General features: G+C 71.8%; 10 protein-coding genes. 4 read left to right on the top strand and 6 right to left on the bottom strand.

Annotation, left to right across the window (positions count from 1 at the left end):
• Positions 1 to 59 precede the first annotated feature (59 nt).
• Together IE267_RS12185 and IE267_RS12180 are read left to right on the top strand one after the other, a co-directional pair.
• Positions 60 to 260: a DUF6229 family protein gene (locus tag IE267_RS12185; RefSeq protein ID WP_053728018.1), complete on the top strand. Its 201-nt coding sequence runs from the start codon at positions 60 to 62 to the stop codon at positions 258 to 260.
• A gap of 133 nt (positions 261 to 393) precedes the next feature.
• A complete protein-coding gene (locus IE267_RS12180; protein ID WP_189763198.1) occupies positions 394 to 3261 on the top strand; it encodes a type 2 lanthipeptide synthetase LanM family protein in 2868 nt (955 codons plus the stop codon).
• 33 nt (positions 3262 to 3294) lie between these two features.
• Here IE267_RS12180 and IE267_RS12175 read toward each other — a convergent pair whose 3' ends face one another.
• The gene (locus IE267_RS12175; protein ID WP_161245091.1) at positions 3295 to 4527 is read right to left on the bottom strand and encodes an aromatic acid exporter family protein; all 1233 of its coding nucleotides are present in this window, start codon (positions 4525 to 4527) and stop codon (positions 3295 to 3297) included.
• Between the two features lie 170 nt (positions 4528 to 4697).
• Here IE267_RS12175 and IE267_RS12170 point away from each other — a divergent pair, with 170 nt between their 5' ends.
• On the top strand, positions 4698 to 6860 hold the full coding sequence (locus IE267_RS12170) for a TerD family protein (protein ID WP_189763463.1): 2163 nt from the start codon (positions 4698 to 4700) through the stop codon (positions 6858 to 6860).
• Positions 6861 to 7058: 198 nt separating this feature from the next.
• Positions 7059 to 7649 carry a GNAT family N-acetyltransferase gene (locus IE267_RS12165; RefSeq protein WP_189763197.1) on the top strand — a complete coding sequence of 197 codons (591 nt, stop codon included), beginning with the start codon at positions 7059 to 7061 and terminating at the stop codon, positions 7647 to 7649.
• A 6-nt stretch (positions 7650 to 7655) separates the two neighbouring features.
• Here the strand turns inward: IE267_RS12165 and IE267_RS12160 are convergent, their stop codons facing one another.
• The 5 genes from IE267_RS12160 to IE267_RS12140 all read right to left on the bottom strand — a co-directional run bounded on the left by IE267_RS12160 (position 7656) and on the right by IE267_RS12140 (position 14223).
• Positions 7656 to 7895 carry a hypothetical protein gene (locus tag IE267_RS12160; protein ID WP_167161918.1) on the bottom strand — a complete coding sequence of 80 codons (240 nt, stop codon included), beginning with the start codon at positions 7893 to 7895 and terminating at the stop codon, positions 7656 to 7658.
• Between the two features lie 142 nt (positions 7896 to 8037).
• The gene (locus IE267_RS12155) at positions 8038 to 10674 is read right to left on the bottom strand and encodes a type 1 periplasmic-binding domain-containing protein (RefSeq protein ID WP_189763196.1); all 2637 of its coding nucleotides are present in this window, start codon (positions 10672 to 10674) and stop codon (positions 8038 to 8040) included.
• A 199-nt stretch (positions 10675 to 10873) separates the two neighbouring features.
• Positions 10874 to 11311: an ATP-binding protein gene (locus IE267_RS12150; protein WP_167161914.1), complete on the bottom strand. Its 438-nt coding sequence runs from the start codon at positions 11309 to 11311 to the stop codon at positions 10874 to 10876.
• A gap of 72 nt (positions 11312 to 11383) precedes the next feature.
• Positions 11384 to 12619, bottom strand: coding sequence for a PP2C family protein-serine/threonine phosphatase (locus IE267_RS12145; RefSeq protein WP_167161911.1), 1236 nt, complete (start codon positions 12617 to 12619; stop codon positions 11384 to 11386).
• Positions 12616 to 14223 carry a CHASE3 domain-containing sensor histidine kinase gene (locus IE267_RS12140; protein ID WP_189763195.1) on the bottom strand — a complete coding sequence of 536 codons (1608 nt, stop codon included), beginning with the start codon at positions 14221 to 14223 and terminating at the stop codon, positions 12616 to 12618. The genes IE267_RS12145 and IE267_RS12140 overlap by 4 nt, the downstream gene beginning before the upstream one ends.
• Positions 14224 to 14330 lie beyond the last annotated feature (107 nt).

The raw sequence follows: 14330 nt of genomic DNA, 5'->3' as shown, positions 1-14330 counted from the left end.
GACATGGCCATACTCAGGGCTGGGCGATCCGTCCCGATCCCTCTGTCCGGAGGCCGCTGATGCCGCAGACCAGTGTTCCTGCAAGTGCCGTGCTCAACGCCTGGCTCTCAGGTGCCGAAAGCGCGTACGGCCAGCTCAACCCGGCCGGTCCGCTCTATGTCGGCGGCGCCGCCGCCGAGGCCGCGCTCACCGACTCCAGTGACTCCCTCTACGGCTTCTGCTCCAGCCCGAGCGGGTCGCACGGGAGCTGGTGTTGCTGAGCGTGCGAGACACCCGGCGGGCCCTTCGTGGAGCGACTTCCCGCGAGGGGCCCGCCGCCTGACCGACCGCCCGCCTCGCGGGCCCTTCAGGCGCCTCGCGGGGCGCGAACTCGTGGTGGGACGGGGACGGTTGATGGCGAACGCGGTGGTGCCGGGAGCACCGGAGGAGACGGAGCACTTCGCTCGGCCCGTACGGAGCATCGCCCGCCCCTGGCGGGATCAACTGGCCCGCGCCCTGGCCGAGTTGCCCTCCCTGGACGCGACGGAACGCGACGTGATCCTTGAGGCCGGTCACACGGCCCTGCTCCGGTCGCTGCACGCGAAGCTGTCCCGCCTGTTCCTGATCGAACTGCACGCGCTGCGGCTCTCCGGCCCGGCCGCCGGGGCCGGTGCCGCCCCTGGCCCTGGCTCCGGCTCCGGCTCCGGCTCCGGTGCCGAGTCGGGCCGAGCGATCTGGGACGTCTTCGTCGAGCAGGCCGGCGCGGAGGGCTACCTCGACGGGCTGAGCGACCGGTACCCGAACCTCGCCCGGCGGATCGCCACGGTGGCACGGCTCTCGGTCACGGCCACGGCGGAGTTCGCCGAGCGCCTCGCGGCGGACCGGGATCTCCTCGCGCCGCTCCTCGGCGCACCCGCGGGCTGGGTACGGGCCGTCGCGTTCGGGGCCGGAGACTCGCACCACGGCGGGCTGACCGTCAGCCGGGTCGACTTCGCCGGGGGCACCGTGATGTACAAGCCCCGCCCGTCCGAGGCCGACGTGGCGCTTGGTGCGCTCCTGGACGACCTGTTCACCGGCCTCCCCGGCGCCCCGGCGCCGGACCGGCGCATCCGCGTCCCCGCGACACTGGCTCGCGACGGGTACGGCTGGGCCGAGTTCATCGGCCACCGGTACTGCGCGGACGGGGCCGAACTCGCCGTGTTCTACCGCAATCTCGGGCACTGGCTCGCCGTCCTCCGGTTCACCGGCGGCACCGACATGCACGCCGAGAACATGATCGCCGCCGGGCCCGTGCCGGTGATCGTGGACGCCGAGACGCTCTTCGACGCCCCGGCCCCCTTCCCGCCCAGCGGCCGCGGCGACGCGGTGGACGTGGCGGCGGCGGCCATCCGCCGCACCGTGCTGCGCACCGGTCTGCTGCCCGTGCGCGGCACCGGCTTCGCGCTCGGCGGAGTCGACATCTCCGGCATCGGCGCGCTGCCCGGGCAACAGCCGCTGATCCCGCACCCGGTGATCGCCGACGGCGGCACCGCCACGGCCCGCTTCGAGGTGGACCTGGTGGCCATGCCCGTAGCGGGCAACCACCCCGCCGCCACGCCGGTCCTGAGCACCTACTGGGACCGGGTCCTGGCCGGATTCCGCGAGATGACCGCACACCTCAGGCGGCCCGGCCTCGACCCGCACCGGCTCCTCGCCCGCTTCGAAGGAGCCCGGGCACGGCGCATCCTGCGGCCCACCCAGGCGTACGTCGACATCGGCCGCATGCTGTGGCACCCGGCCTCGCTGCACGACGAGGCGGCGGCGGTCGAGCGCGCCCGGGACATCCTGCGCCGCAACGCCGACGCGCTGCCCGGCGCGCCGACCGACCGCGCGACGATCGACGGCGAGATCGCCGATCTGCTGGTGGGCGACGTGCCGATGTTCAACTTCACCGTCGACGCCGCGGCCGTGCGCGCCACCGTGGAGGACTGGCGCGACGCCGACCTGGCCTTCGAGGAGTCGGTGATCCAGGACGCGCTCGTCGGCGCGTATCTGAACGAGCGCTCGCTGCCGGCCCGGGTGCAGGAAGCCGCCCACGCCCCGCACGCCCGCGACCGGGAGCGGCGCCGCCGTGAACTGGCCGCGCAGATGGTCCGGCGGCTGTGCGACGGCGCGGTGCGCGGCGAGGACGGCACGGTCACCTGGATCAGCCCCGTCTTCACCCCGGCCGGCTGGTCGATCCGGGTGCTGCCCGCCGACCTCTACACCGGCCAGGGCGGAGTGGCGCTCACACTGGCCGAGTACGCCTGCGAGGTTCGGGCCGGGCGGGCGGACGAAGTGCCGGGCGTGCGCGAGACGTTCGAGGGCGCGCTGCGCGTACTGATCAGCACCGAGGACCGTACGCCGACGCCGTCGGCCGGGGCCTTCAGCGGCGCGGCGTCACAGGTGTGGACATGGCTCGCGCTGCACCGGGTGCTCGGCGAGGACTGGATGCTGGAGCGGGCCGCCGAGCGCGCCCTGCTGCTCACCGGCGGACCACTGGTCGACGAGGACGTCGAAGTGGACCTCCTCAACGGCGTTGCCGGAGCGGTCGTCCCGCTGCTCGACCTCGCCACGGCGACCGGGCAGGCACGCTGGCTGGACGCCGCGGCGCACATCGGCCACCGGCTGGGCAAGCTGGCCGTGTCCGACGCCGGAGGAGCCCGCTGGCCGACCCGCCTCAACCCCGAGGGCATCGGCGGCTTCGCCCACGGCGCCACCGGCATCGGCTGGGCACTGACCCGGCTCGCGCTCTCGGAGGCGGGCTCCGCGGCCGAGCGCGATGACTGGAAACGCCTCGCCTCGCGTGCCTTCGCCTTCCAGGAGTCCCTCTACCGCCCGGCCGACGGCAACTGGCTCGACGTGCGCGTCGGCGCGGAGGAGGACTTCTTCACCAGCTGGTGCCACGGCAGCGCGGGCATCGGCATCGGCATGCTGGACCTCCACCGTCGCACCGGCGACCCCGCTCATCTCGACATGGCCCGGCGGGCCGCGGGGGCCTGCGCCGCGGAGGGCTTCGGATGGAGCCACACCCTGTGCCACGGAGACCTGGGTCTCTGGGAGTTCCTCACTTCCATCGGATCGGGCGATGCCAGGGACCTCGATGCCGAGATCCTCAGCGGGCTCGAACAGCGCGGCCCGGTCGGCGGCCTCGCGCGTGAGGCGTTCTCGCCCAGCCTCATGTCCGGCCTGGCCGGAGTCGTCCACACCCTGCTGCGGATGCACCCCGACGCCGACCTGCCCAACCCGCTGCTGCTCGACTGAAACAGGGCCGGGGGCCCGACCGGCCGTCGACCGTCAGGACCGCCGGTCCTCGGGTTCCGGCAGCCGCAGCGCCTGCTGGGTCCGGCTGCGGACCCGGCGCAGGAGGTGCCACCGCCGCCGCTGTTCCCGCGACAGCCGGTCCAGCTCCTCGACCAGGCGCTGGGACCGCTTCTCCACGTCGAGTTCGTCGAGGATCCGGTCCACCTCGGCGAGCAGCGCCCCGTGCAGCTGCCACTGCCTCGGGTGGCGCTGCACCTCGGCGAGCAACAGGTCGGCGACCCGGTCGCGGCTGGCACGGCCGGCCGTCAACTCGTCCGTCAGCCGTTGCTCCGCCTCCTCGGCATTGGTGCTGACCTGCGTGGTGATGAGGACCGCGAAACTCTCGATGGCCCGGGCGAGATGCTCGAAGACGTCCCGCAGGGCGAGCCCCACCTCCGGGTCGAAGAGGTGCTCCTCCGTCCGCTCCTTCGCCAGGTCCGTGAGCGACCGGCACACCACTCGCAGCACCACCGCCGAGATCTCCAGGGTGTCGAGGCCGGTGCGCAGCACCACGCGGGACAGCAGCCCCTCCTTGACGCGCGGGTTCAGCCTGAGGCTGTCCTCGGCCTGCCGCAGGGAGGCGTCCACCTGGGCGATGTCGTGGTCGAGCCGCCGTGCCTCGTGAAGGCGGGCGGCGGCTTGCGCCACCGGAGTGTGGCCGCCGACCTCGTCCCCGAGGTCCACCAACAGCCGCCGCATCCGCGCGGCGAGCTCCTCGATGGCACCGCCCGCGGAATCCACCCACACCGGGGGCGCGAGCAACACGTTGAACAACATGCCGACGCCCGCGCCGATCAGGGTTTCCAGCACGCGGTCCCAGGCGGTGGCCGAGACCCGGGTGACACCGAGGACGAGCATCGCGCTGATGGCCACCTCGGGCACGAACTCCCCGACCTTGACGAACCGTCCGACCACCAGGGCCGCCAGGATGATGAGTCCCAGGCTCCACCAGGTGAGGCCCACGAGGGAGCTGAACCCGACGGCGAGCAGCACCCCGACCACGACGGAGTTCACCCTGCGCACGGCAGTCACCAAGGTGGTGTAGAGGGTGACCTGCACGACGAGCAGGGCGGTCAGCGGGGCGGTGAGGGGCGCGGGCTCGCTGCTCAGGTGCAGGGCCACGACGTAGGAGATGACCGCGGCGGCGGTGGAACGCAGGGTCTGCACCACCGCGGGCTCACGGCGGCGGCGAGCGAAATCGAACAGAGGATCAGTGAACTCCCACACCTCCCACCCCTTCCCCCTCTGTGACGTTCACACGCAGCCGCGTACGGCACCTGGCCGCCCCCGCCCCCCTGCGCCTGGTGGACCGGGCATCCGGCCGCCCCCTGCGCCTGGTGGGCGGCTGCGCGAAAACCCGGGTGCGGCGGTTCGGCGGGCTCTGGGAACATGCCCGGATGGTCCACGCTCTCGAACCCCTGGTCGTCCGGCACGCCCACCGTCTGCCCGCCCCGCGCGGAGCCGCCGGACAAGGCGGGGTCGCCGCGCGGCAGTTCGACGCGGCGCTGATGTCCGTGGGCTTCAAGCTGTCGGCGGAGCTGCTCGGACACCTGTCGGCGCTGTCGGAGGGGACGGTCGTCGACACGGCGGTACGCACCCTGGACACGGTCCGTGCGATGGTCGGGGACCACGTCCGGCACAACGCCTACTTCATCGACTTCCCGGCCCATGTGCCGGACACCTACGCCTTCTGGCAGCAGTGCGTCGCCGACGCGGTCGACAGGGGTGTCGCGGTCGCAGGGCTCAGCGACGGCGTGGTCGATCTGCTGACCCTCCCGGCCTACGGCACGTACCAGCACAGCTACGCCGAAATGCTCGCAGCGCACGGGGAGTTGCTCGCGGCCGCGGGCGACCGTCTGACGGTGCTTCACCTGGGTGGCGCCCCGGACGACGAGATCACCGCCCTGTATCTGGCCCTCGCGGGGAGCGCCGCACCGCTGGGTGACGGGGGGCTGCCCGACCTGGAGGTGCTCGCCGGGCACTGTGTGCACGGGCCCCAGCCGGAGGCGATCCCGGTGCGGGAGAACCGAGCCGTCGTGAACCGTGCCCGCGTCGAGGCCGGAGCGGATCCGCTGCTCGACACGGTCACCGATGTGCTCCGGCTCGCCTGTGGCCTGTCGGACGGCGATGTCACGCTGGTGCAGCCGACCCGGTTCCGCTCGCCGTCCCGACGGGTTCGTCGAGTGCTGCTCGCGGGACTCGACGCCGTGGTCGCGGCGAACCCGGCCAAGCTCGCCGACGTATCCGCGCATCGCGAGGCGTTCAAGCGCCTGGGGGAGCGGCTGCACGCACACGAGTACGCGGCCCGCTGGCCGCACGCCGCCGATGTGTTCGCGGTGGCCCGGGGCGAGAAGCGGGCCCGGTCCTTCGACAGCCGGGTCGAGGAACTGCTCGCGGCCGATGATGTCCTGGGCGCGGCACGGCTGTTGGAGTCGGCTCCGGGCAAGCTCTTCCGCTGTCTCGACCGGCTGCTGCGTGCCTGCGCCACGGACGCCGAACGCGACGCGGTGGCCCGGGCGGCCGCGCGGCTGGCCCCGAAGGTGTCGGGCCGGGTCCTCCTGTCGGTGCGCGAGCACTTCCACAACCGGGCGCGGGGAAGCGGTGCGCGCCGCGTCTTCGTCAACCGCCTCGGCCGCGCCTGGGCCACCGACGAGTCGCGCTCCGCGCTGCCCGAGGCGGTGCGGGCCCGCCTGGTGGCCGCACTCGACGCGGAGACGTGCCGCCGACTGCCCGCGCCGGGGCACCTGTTGATCGATCCGGACGTCCTCGACGTGGCGCTCCCGCTCAGCGGCAGGGCGACGGCGCCCGGGTTCGGTGTGCTGCCGCGCGGCTCCCTCTCGCCGGTCGACGGCGAACTGCTGCGGTTCTTCGTGTACTGGAAGCAGACGAGCGACACCACCGACTTCGACCTCTCGGCGGTGATGCTCAACTCCGCTTACGAGACCGTCTCCTGGCTCTCCTACACGGCTCTCACCGAGGTCGAGGGCGAGCACTCCGGCGACATCACCGAGGCACCCGACGGGGCGTCGGAATTCATCAACCTGCGCCTGGGGGCCGTGCGCGGGACCTACATCGTTCCGCAGGTCAACATCTTCTCGGGGGAGGGCTTCGAGGAGGTCGAGGAGTCGTTCTTCGGCTTCATGCTGCGCGAGGGCGACCAGCGGGGTCGCCCCTTCGAGCCGCGTACCGTACGCATGAAGTCGCAGTTGCGCGGTCCGGGGCGCGTCGCGCTGCCGCTGGCCTTCATACGCGGGGAGGACGGACGCTGGCGCGCGAAGTGGCTCCACGTGTACCTCAAGGGAACCCCGAGCGCGAACCGGGTCGAGGGGAACAGGGTGTCGGTCGCGGCCCTGGTCCGGGGCTTCGTCGAGCGCGACCACCTCACGGTGCGCCACCTCACCGGCCTGATGGCCGACCGGGGAGATGTCACCACGCTGTGGGACGGCAAGACGGTCCCGCAGGGCCCCGTGACGTACATCGGACTGGAGCGACCGGAGGGACTGCATCCCGACTCGTGCGTCATCACCCCGGAAAACCTGGGCGACTTGGTCCCGGAGTGACTGCTACGGTTGAGTCCGGCGAGGCCATGAAGGGACTTCCTTCTCACACTCCTGAAACTAGTCCCTTCGCTTTCCTCGCCCTCGACGTGACGCCGGGATCTGCCGCATGGCACCCCGGCGTTCGTCGTTCGCGCGTCACCCGCTGGGGGCCTCGGCGGCGTCGTGGTGCCGCCGTGCCCCGGGACGTACGGTGACGTGATGGTGCGCGTGCGGAAGATGAACGGAACCGATGTCGAAGCCGTCTCGGCGATACGCGTGCGGGGCTGGCAGTCCGCGTACGCCGGCATCCTGCCGCGGTCGTACCTGGAGGCCATGACGGTCGAGGACGACGCCGCCCGGCGGCGGGAGTGGTTCTCGCTGCCGCACCGGCAGTCGGTCGACCTCGTCGCCGTCGACGGGGGCGAACCGGTGGGGTGGATCAACTACGGGCCGTCCCGGAGCGAGGTGCCCGAGGTTCCCGACGTGCGCACGGGGGAGATCAATGCGCTGTACGTGCGTCCCGGCCTGACCGGCCGGGGGATCGGCCGAGGGCTGCTCGACGAGGCACACGCGCTCATGCAGAGCCAGGAGTTCCGGGCCGTTCTGCTGTGGGTGCTCGCGGACAACCAGGGCGCCCGGCGTTTCTACGAGCGGGCCGGGTACCGGGCCGACGGGCACACCCAGGCCGACGTGTACGACGGTGTCGCCGTGCCCGAACTCCGATACCGGCGCGCGTGCTGGAGCGGGCCGCGGACCGGTGTGGCCGACAGCACTGTCGGCCACACCGACGCGAGCGGCAGCGCCCGCTAGCAGCGGTTAGAACCCGTTGAGGCGGTGGTGGAAGCCACGGCCGGGGTACCTGCCCTCCCACTGGGAGTGCATGCAGCCGGAGCCCCAGGCAGCGTGCCCACCGCCCGCGCCGGCGAACGAGCCACAGGCGCTGGTCTCGCCGCCGGAGTGGTGGTCGTCCCGGTCGTGGGCCAGGGCGGTGCCGGTGCTGCCGAGGACCGCGGCGATGGCGAGAGCGCCGGCGGCGAGGGTGGTGCGCATACGCATGTCTGCTCCTGTCGGGGTGTTCGGGTGGGGAAACAGGGTGATCAGTCCCCGGTGCCCTCAGGTCGCGAAACCTGTGTCACCCGACCGCCGCCACGACGGGCCACGGGCCTGCACCGGCCGTATCGCATGGTCGCCGAGGGCGCTAATCGGGGTGGACCGGCACCACGCAGTTGTCGTCGTGACCCGGCGCGTGCCCGGTCGGCCAGGCCACGCCCTCGAACACCAGCTTGTGCGAGCCGGGATCGAGGCGCACCACCGACAGCGCCTTGTTGTACGGGTTTCCCGCGTTCGTGAGGCAGATCCAGCCACCGGCGCCCCGCACGCGCAGGTCGGAGTTCAGCTTCCCGAGGTCCCTGGCCACACGGTCGGCCGTCGGTACCTCGAGACCGCTGGTGTGCACCGCGCGCGCCAGCGCCCGGCTCGCCGTGAGGACGACGTCGTACGTGACGATCGTCCGCCCGTCGTCGAGGTTCACCGGGCCGATGGGCCCCGGCTGGTCCGCGATGCCACGGCGCAGCGCGTTCATCGAGTCCTGCGCCTCCCGCAGGTACAGCGGAGGGTCCTGCCCCTTCGTCTTCGGGTCGTTCTGCCACTTGGCGAGCTCGGTGCTCCAGGCGTCGGGGTGCGCCGGTGCGGCGTAGCGGATGCTGACGGACGGCTTGCCCGAGCCCGGGTCGCCCCGCAGCAGGGCCCGGTCGTGGTCGTCCAGGCGCTCGTCGAGCGTGGTGGCGTCGGACCCGGTGATCACGGTGTACGACGCCTTCTCGCGGCAGTAGGTGGTGGCGAGCTTCTCCACGAAGAGCTTCAGGTGGAAGGCCCGTCCGGCGAAGTAGACGACGTGGGTGTTGGAGCGGCAGATGTTTCCCGCGAAGTCCTCGAACTCGTTCGGGGTGACTCCTGCTTCCTCGACGCCGGGCGACTCGAAGCGCATGTCCTGGACCCCGCGTCCGCCTTCGTTCCGCCTGGCCTCGGCGAACGCGTCGCGCAGGGAGCGGTCGTAGTCGTCACCCGGCCGGTCGTCCGCCACCAACGCGGTCTCGGAGCCAGCCAGTTCGGGGTCGAACGCCAGCAGCGCCCGGGCCTGCTCGCGGGAGGTGGACACGACTCGGGCGAGGCCGGGGTACGGGACCGTGTCGGTGCCCTCGGGGTTGGCGAAGTCGTCCGCCGTCACGACGCTGGCCACCGCGGGCAGGTGCAGGGTGTTGGTCACGTACGTGAGGGCCTCCTTGGTCTTGTCCAGGCTCAGATTGAAGCCCACCACGACCCTCAAGTCCGGCTCCTGAGAAGTGAGTTGATCGAGCGTGCCGCGCCAGCGCCCGTACCCGTCGCCCGGGTTGGCGAGGACCAGCCGGATCGCGGGCTTCACCGAGTCCGCGCCGTTCGCCGCCACCTGCGCGAGGTACGCGCCCTGCACCTCGCTGAGGATCTGCCGCTGCACGGCGGGACTGGCGGACTGCATCGGGATCAGCAGGGCGACGGTCGCGTGCTTGCGGCCCGCGACCGCCTTGTTCTGCTCGGCGATGCGCTCGAAGACCTGGGGCATGCCCTTGACATCGGGCATGAACACGCCGGTCCCGTCGGAGACGCCCACGCACTCGCCTCCATGGATCTCAAGTCCCCTTCCGCAGGCGGCCGGCTCGCGGAAGAAGGTGACATAGCCGCCGAGCCCCGCGGCGATGAGCGCGACTGCCGTGACCCCCACGGTCACCGGGCCCAGGAGGCGCACGCCCGGTGCGGGACGCGGGCCGGCGGCATCGTCCAGCACGATTTGGACGAGCAGGCTGGGCAGCGGTTCGCTCCCGCCGCCCGCCCGCGATGCGCCCACCTCCCGGCGCTCACGGAAACGCCCCGGGATCTCCTCGCCGAGGCAGTCCGCCGGCACGGCGGGCCGGCCGCCCGTCAGCGGGTCCGCCTCGCCCGGCCGGGACGTGGTGATGACCACGGGGTGCACCCGCAGCTCCTTGGCCGTGCCGCTGAGCGCTTCGAGCATCCTGTCCCGGATGATCCGCCGTGCGGGGATCGTGTCCACGTCCGGCAGGAGGATGACGGGACGGCGGACCCGGTTGAGGCGGCGGAGCACGCCGTAGTGCGCGTCCACGTCGGCGAGCAGCGCCTCGACGAGCAGCCGCTGCTTGTCGTGTGCGGGCCTGGCGCTCCAGCCGTCCAGTTCCTCGCAGACCGCTTCGAACGTGCGCAGGCCCGGGAACCTCCGCTTGCGGAACCAGCGCACCGTGCGGTAGCACGGCAGCCTCAGGGCGTTGGCGATCTTCAGCAACAGGCCGAGGAATCCCCCGAGTTGCTGGGTGACGTACGGATCCTGGATCAGCGGGTCGAGCCGGGTGCGGGCCTGCGGCATGGAGTGCCGTCGCTCCTGCGCGATCGCTTCCTCGATCTGCCGCTTCAGGGCTCCCATCCGCCGGGCGTGGGAATGGTCGCCCGTCTGCTGCCGGTCGTACAGCGCGGCGCGGGCGGCCGCGAAGCGCGGGAAGACGATCGGCAGGCCGCGAGCCACGATGCCGCCGTAGCCGCAGCCCTCGGCGACCGCCTGCAACTGCTCAAGGACCTGTCGCTCGGGGTCGCTCTCCTCGACGTCGCTCGGATTGTTCACCGGAACGATGCCGCGATACTCCTTGAGCAGCCGGGTGAGCCACTGCCGTACGGGGTCGCTCCCGCCCTCGATCTGCAACACCAGCGCCCCGGCGTCCCGTTCGAAGCGCACCCTCTTGCGGGAGAACCTCTCCCTGAACGTGAGTTGCGCGATGACCGCGTCCAGTTGCACCCTTGCTCCCCGTTGCCGTGGCCCTGGCGTAGGCGGCGCGCCCGGCGGCGGCCGTAGCCGTTCTCGGCCGACGTCGAATCGGTGAGCACTCTAGGTGTCAACTGCCCTTGATCTGGGGCGAGTTGCTCATTCACCATCCATGTGTTCAAGAACGGTCGGATCTGGACAGGTGGTGCGCAGCGCGCACACTCCCTTCGACCTAACCGCCGCCGACCGCCTCGGGACGGGCGGGCGTGGGCGGCTGGAAGCAGGCGGTGACGCTCTTGCCCCGGGGGCAGGGATAGGCGTACCAGTCGTCGGCGAGGACGTCGATCAGGAGCAGGCCGCGCCCTCCCAGGGCATCGGCTTCGGGGTCGCGCTGTTCGGGCAGCTGGGGTGAGGCGTCGTGCACGGTGACGTGCAGGCACTCCTCGTCCCAGGTGAGGATGAGCTGCGCCGTGCTGCGGGCGTGGACTTGCGCGTTCGTGACCAGCTCGGACACGGTGAGCAGCACCGAGTCGACGACGTCGGGCGACGTCCGCGCCCAGTCGAGCGTCGCCAGATGCTCGCGCGTCCAGTCCCTCGCCTCCTTCACGCTGCTGGTCAGCGGAAGGGAGCGCGCCCAGCCCACGGCCTTCAGTGATGAGTCCTTCGCCACGGTCTCTCCTTGGTTCGACGGCGGCTCGACGGCCGGCTTCTCGTCCCGTCTGCCCCGAAAACCGCGGTGTGGTCAGCCCCGGACGCTGCCCGGCGCACTCCGGGGCCCCGGGACCGCGGGCTGTCTCCAGTCGAGCCGGAGCACGGCGACGTCGTCGGAGTGGCGTCCCGCGTTGAGCGCCGAGGTCTCCTTGATGAGGAGGTCGATGTGTGCGGCGGGGTCCGACTGCGGCAGCCGGTCGATGAGGGTGAGCAGGCCCTCGACTCCGAGGCGGCCCCGGGCCGAGCCGTTGCGCCCCTCGGTCAGGCCGTCGGTGTACAGGGTCAGCGCTCCGGCGGCCGGGAGTGGGATGAGGCTCGCGGGCCAGTTGCTCACCCGGGGGTCGATGCCGAGGGCGATGCCGTGCGCGGCGGTGATCTCGCGTGATCCCCGGTCCGTGGAGAGCAGGGGCCCGTGATGGCCGGCCAGGTGCAGCTCGGCGGTGGCCGCGCCGTGGTCGAGGGTGAGGAGGGCACAGGTCGCGAAGAGCGGCCGGTCGCCGCGTTCGGCGATCAGGATGCGCTCCATCAGGTGCAGGAGCTCCCTGCCGCGGTGGCCGCCGAGGATCAGTGAGCGCCAGGCGATCCGCAGGCACACGCCGAGCGCGGCGGCGTCGGGTCCGTGCCCGCTGACGTCGCCGACGACGGCGTGCAGCAGCCCGTCGTCCCCTTCCACGACGTCCAGGAAGTCGCCGCCGAGCAGCGCGAGTTCGGTGCCCGGCAGATAGCGCGTGGTCACTGTCACGGCCGACGTGGACAGGAGCGGTTGCGGCAGCAGCCCTCGCTCCAGCCGGGAGTTCTCCTCGGCTCGCAGGGTGGCCGCCTGGGTCTGGGCGTTCGCGAGTTCGGTCTGGCTCCGGTAGACGGCGTAACGGACCGCCCGGTGCAGCAGATCCGCGTCCACCTTGCCCTTGACCAGGTAGTCCTGTGCGCCGGCGGCCATGGCGTCGCTGCCCGCCTGGGCCTCGGACAGCCCGGTCAGGACGATGACGGCGGTGTGCGGCGCGGCCGCCCGGACCGCCGCGACCGCCTTCGTGCCGGAGACGTCGGGCAGGTGCAGGTCGAGCAGGATGCAGTCGGCCGTGCGCAGGGCCGGATCGGTGCGGGCGCCGGCGAGGCTCGTGCACGTGGTGAGCTCGAACCGCAGCCCGGTGTCCAGGAGCAGTTCCTCCACCAGGACGGCGTCCGCCAGGTCGTCCTCGATGAGGACGACGCGGTAGGTCTGCTCCTGCGGTGCCGCGCCGGTCGGGTTCGTCACGAACGAGGTCATGACGCCGGCACCACCTGAGAGGCGTCGGCGCCGACGAGTTCACCCGGCCCGGGGCGTTCCGCCGGCTCGGGGGCGAGGGTGAACACGATGCGGGTGCCGTGCTCGTGCGTGAGGTCGACGGCGATCGTCCCGCCGTGGAACTCGACGATCTTCTTGCACATCGCGAGCCCGATGCCGCTGCCGCTGTAGGCGTCCTTGGTGTGCAGCCGCTGGAAGATGACGAAGACCTTGTCGGCGTACTCGGGTGCGATGCCGATGCCGTTGTCGGTGACGGTGAACCGCCACAGGACGTCATTGCGCACGGCCGACACGTGGATGCGTGGTGTCTGACCGGCCCGGCGGAACTTGACCGCGTTGCCGATCAGGTTCTGCCACAGCATGCCCATCTGGGTGGAATCGGCGATCAGGGTCGGCAGCGGATCGTACGTGATCTCCGCCCCGGTCTCCTCGATGCTGAGACTCAGCGAGGACAGGGTGCGATCGAGCGCCCTGCCCAGGTCCACCGCCTGATGGTTGTTGTGGACCCGGCCCACCCGGGAGAATTCGAGCAGATCGTTGATCAGGGTCTGCATGCGGTTCGCGCCGTCGACGGCGAAATCGATGTACTGGTCGGCCCGTTCGTCGAGCTGTCCACCGTAGCGGCGCTGGAGGAGCTGGGTGAAGCTGGAGACCTTGCGCAGCGGCTCCTGCAGATCGTGCGAGGCCACGTACGCGAACTGCTCCAACTCGGTGTTGGACCGCTGCAGATCCGCGGACTGCGCGTCCAGACGCCGACGCGCCTCCTCGCTGAACGCGAGCTCCTGTACGAGCCGTCGGCGCATGAGGTCGATCTCGTCGCTCAGCCGCTTCAGGTCGGCCGGGCCGGTCGCCGTGATGGGGTGGGTGAAGTTGCCGCCGGTGATGATGCGCGCCTGCGTACCGAGCCGTTCCAACGGTTCGTTGATGCCGCGTCGCAGGCCCTCGAAGACGAGCCCGGCGAGGATCAGGATGAACAGGGCAATCGCGGCGAACACCCAGTTCCGTTGGCGCATCATGTCCGCCAGGTCGGCCCTCGCGCGGGCCTGTTCGGCCCGCAGATGGTCCTGCTGGCGGCTCAGGGCCGACCGCACCTCGTCGAAGGTCCTCTTGCCCTCCGCCGCACGATCGGAGGCCAGCGTGGAGGGCGCGCCGGGCGGGGATGCGGCGACCGGCCCCCCGATCCGGGTCCGCCAGGTCTCCATGGCGTCCTGGACGGCCTTGATGTCCCTGAGGCCGACGCCGTCGTCGTGCAGCAGCTTCGACAACTGGGCGAGGTCGGCCGCCTGCTCGGCACGGCCCTGCTGGTAGGGGGTCAGGAAGTCCGCGGTACCGGTGAGCCCGTAACCGCGGACGCCGGTCTCCTGGTTCAGGAGGGCCGACTCCAGACGGATCGAGGTCGTCACTGCGGGAGACCTGACGTCCACCAGGTCCTGGCTGATCGACGCGGTCCGGCCCAGCATCCAGGCTCCCGCGACACCGAGCAGGGCGAGGACGGCGAGCGCCCCCGCCATTCCCGTACGGAGCCACTGCCGTGTCGTCCACGCCGAGAGGCCCCGTCTGCCCGCCCGCTCTTCGCTGTCCGTCATCCCCTGAACTCCTCGCTGCGACAGCCGCATTGAAACAGTCGCGGCCCGCATACTCTAAAGGCCGAGCGACAACGCTTGTTGTCGCCTGCCGGATCGGGGCCTATGGT

The sequence above is a fragment of the Streptomyces xanthochromogenes genome, from assembly GCF_014650455.1.
In the GTDB taxonomy this organism is placed as follows: Bacteria; Actinomycetota; Actinomycetes; order Streptomycetales; family Streptomycetaceae; genus Streptomyces; species Streptomyces xanthochromogenes.
The sequence above is the reverse complement of the archived record's forward strand: the minus strand, read 5'-3'. Positions and strand labels throughout refer to the sequence as shown.

What these genes read in the sequence shown, in the direction of transcription:
- IE267_RS12145 (WP_167161911.1), bottom strand. Translation starts at nt 12,619, where the DNA reads ATGACCTCGTTCGTGACGAACCCGACCGGCGCGGCACCGCAGGAGCAG.
- IE267_RS12180 (WP_189763198.1), top strand. Translation starts at nt 394, where the DNA reads ATGGCGAACGCGGTGGTGCCGGGAGCACCGGAGGAGACGGAGCACTTC.
- IE267_RS12170 (WP_189763463.1), top strand. Translation starts at nt 4,698, where the DNA reads ATGGTCCACGCTCTCGAACCCCTGGTCGTCCGGCACGCCCACCGTCTG.
- IE267_RS12165 (WP_189763197.1), top strand. Translation starts at nt 7,059, where the DNA reads ATGGTGCGCGTGCGGAAGATGAACGGAACCGATGTCGAAGCCGTCTCG.
- IE267_RS12160 (WP_167161918.1), bottom strand. Translation starts at nt 7,895, where the DNA reads ATGCGTATGCGCACCACCCTCGCCGCCGGCGCTCTCGCCATCGCCGCG.
- IE267_RS12185 (WP_053728018.1), top strand. Translation starts at nt 60, where the DNA reads ATGCCGCAGACCAGTGTTCCTGCAAGTGCCGTGCTCAACGCCTGGCTC.
- IE267_RS12140 (WP_189763195.1), bottom strand. Translation starts at nt 14,223, where the DNA reads ATGACGGACAGCGAAGAGCGGGCGGGCAGACGGGGCCTCTCGGCGTGG.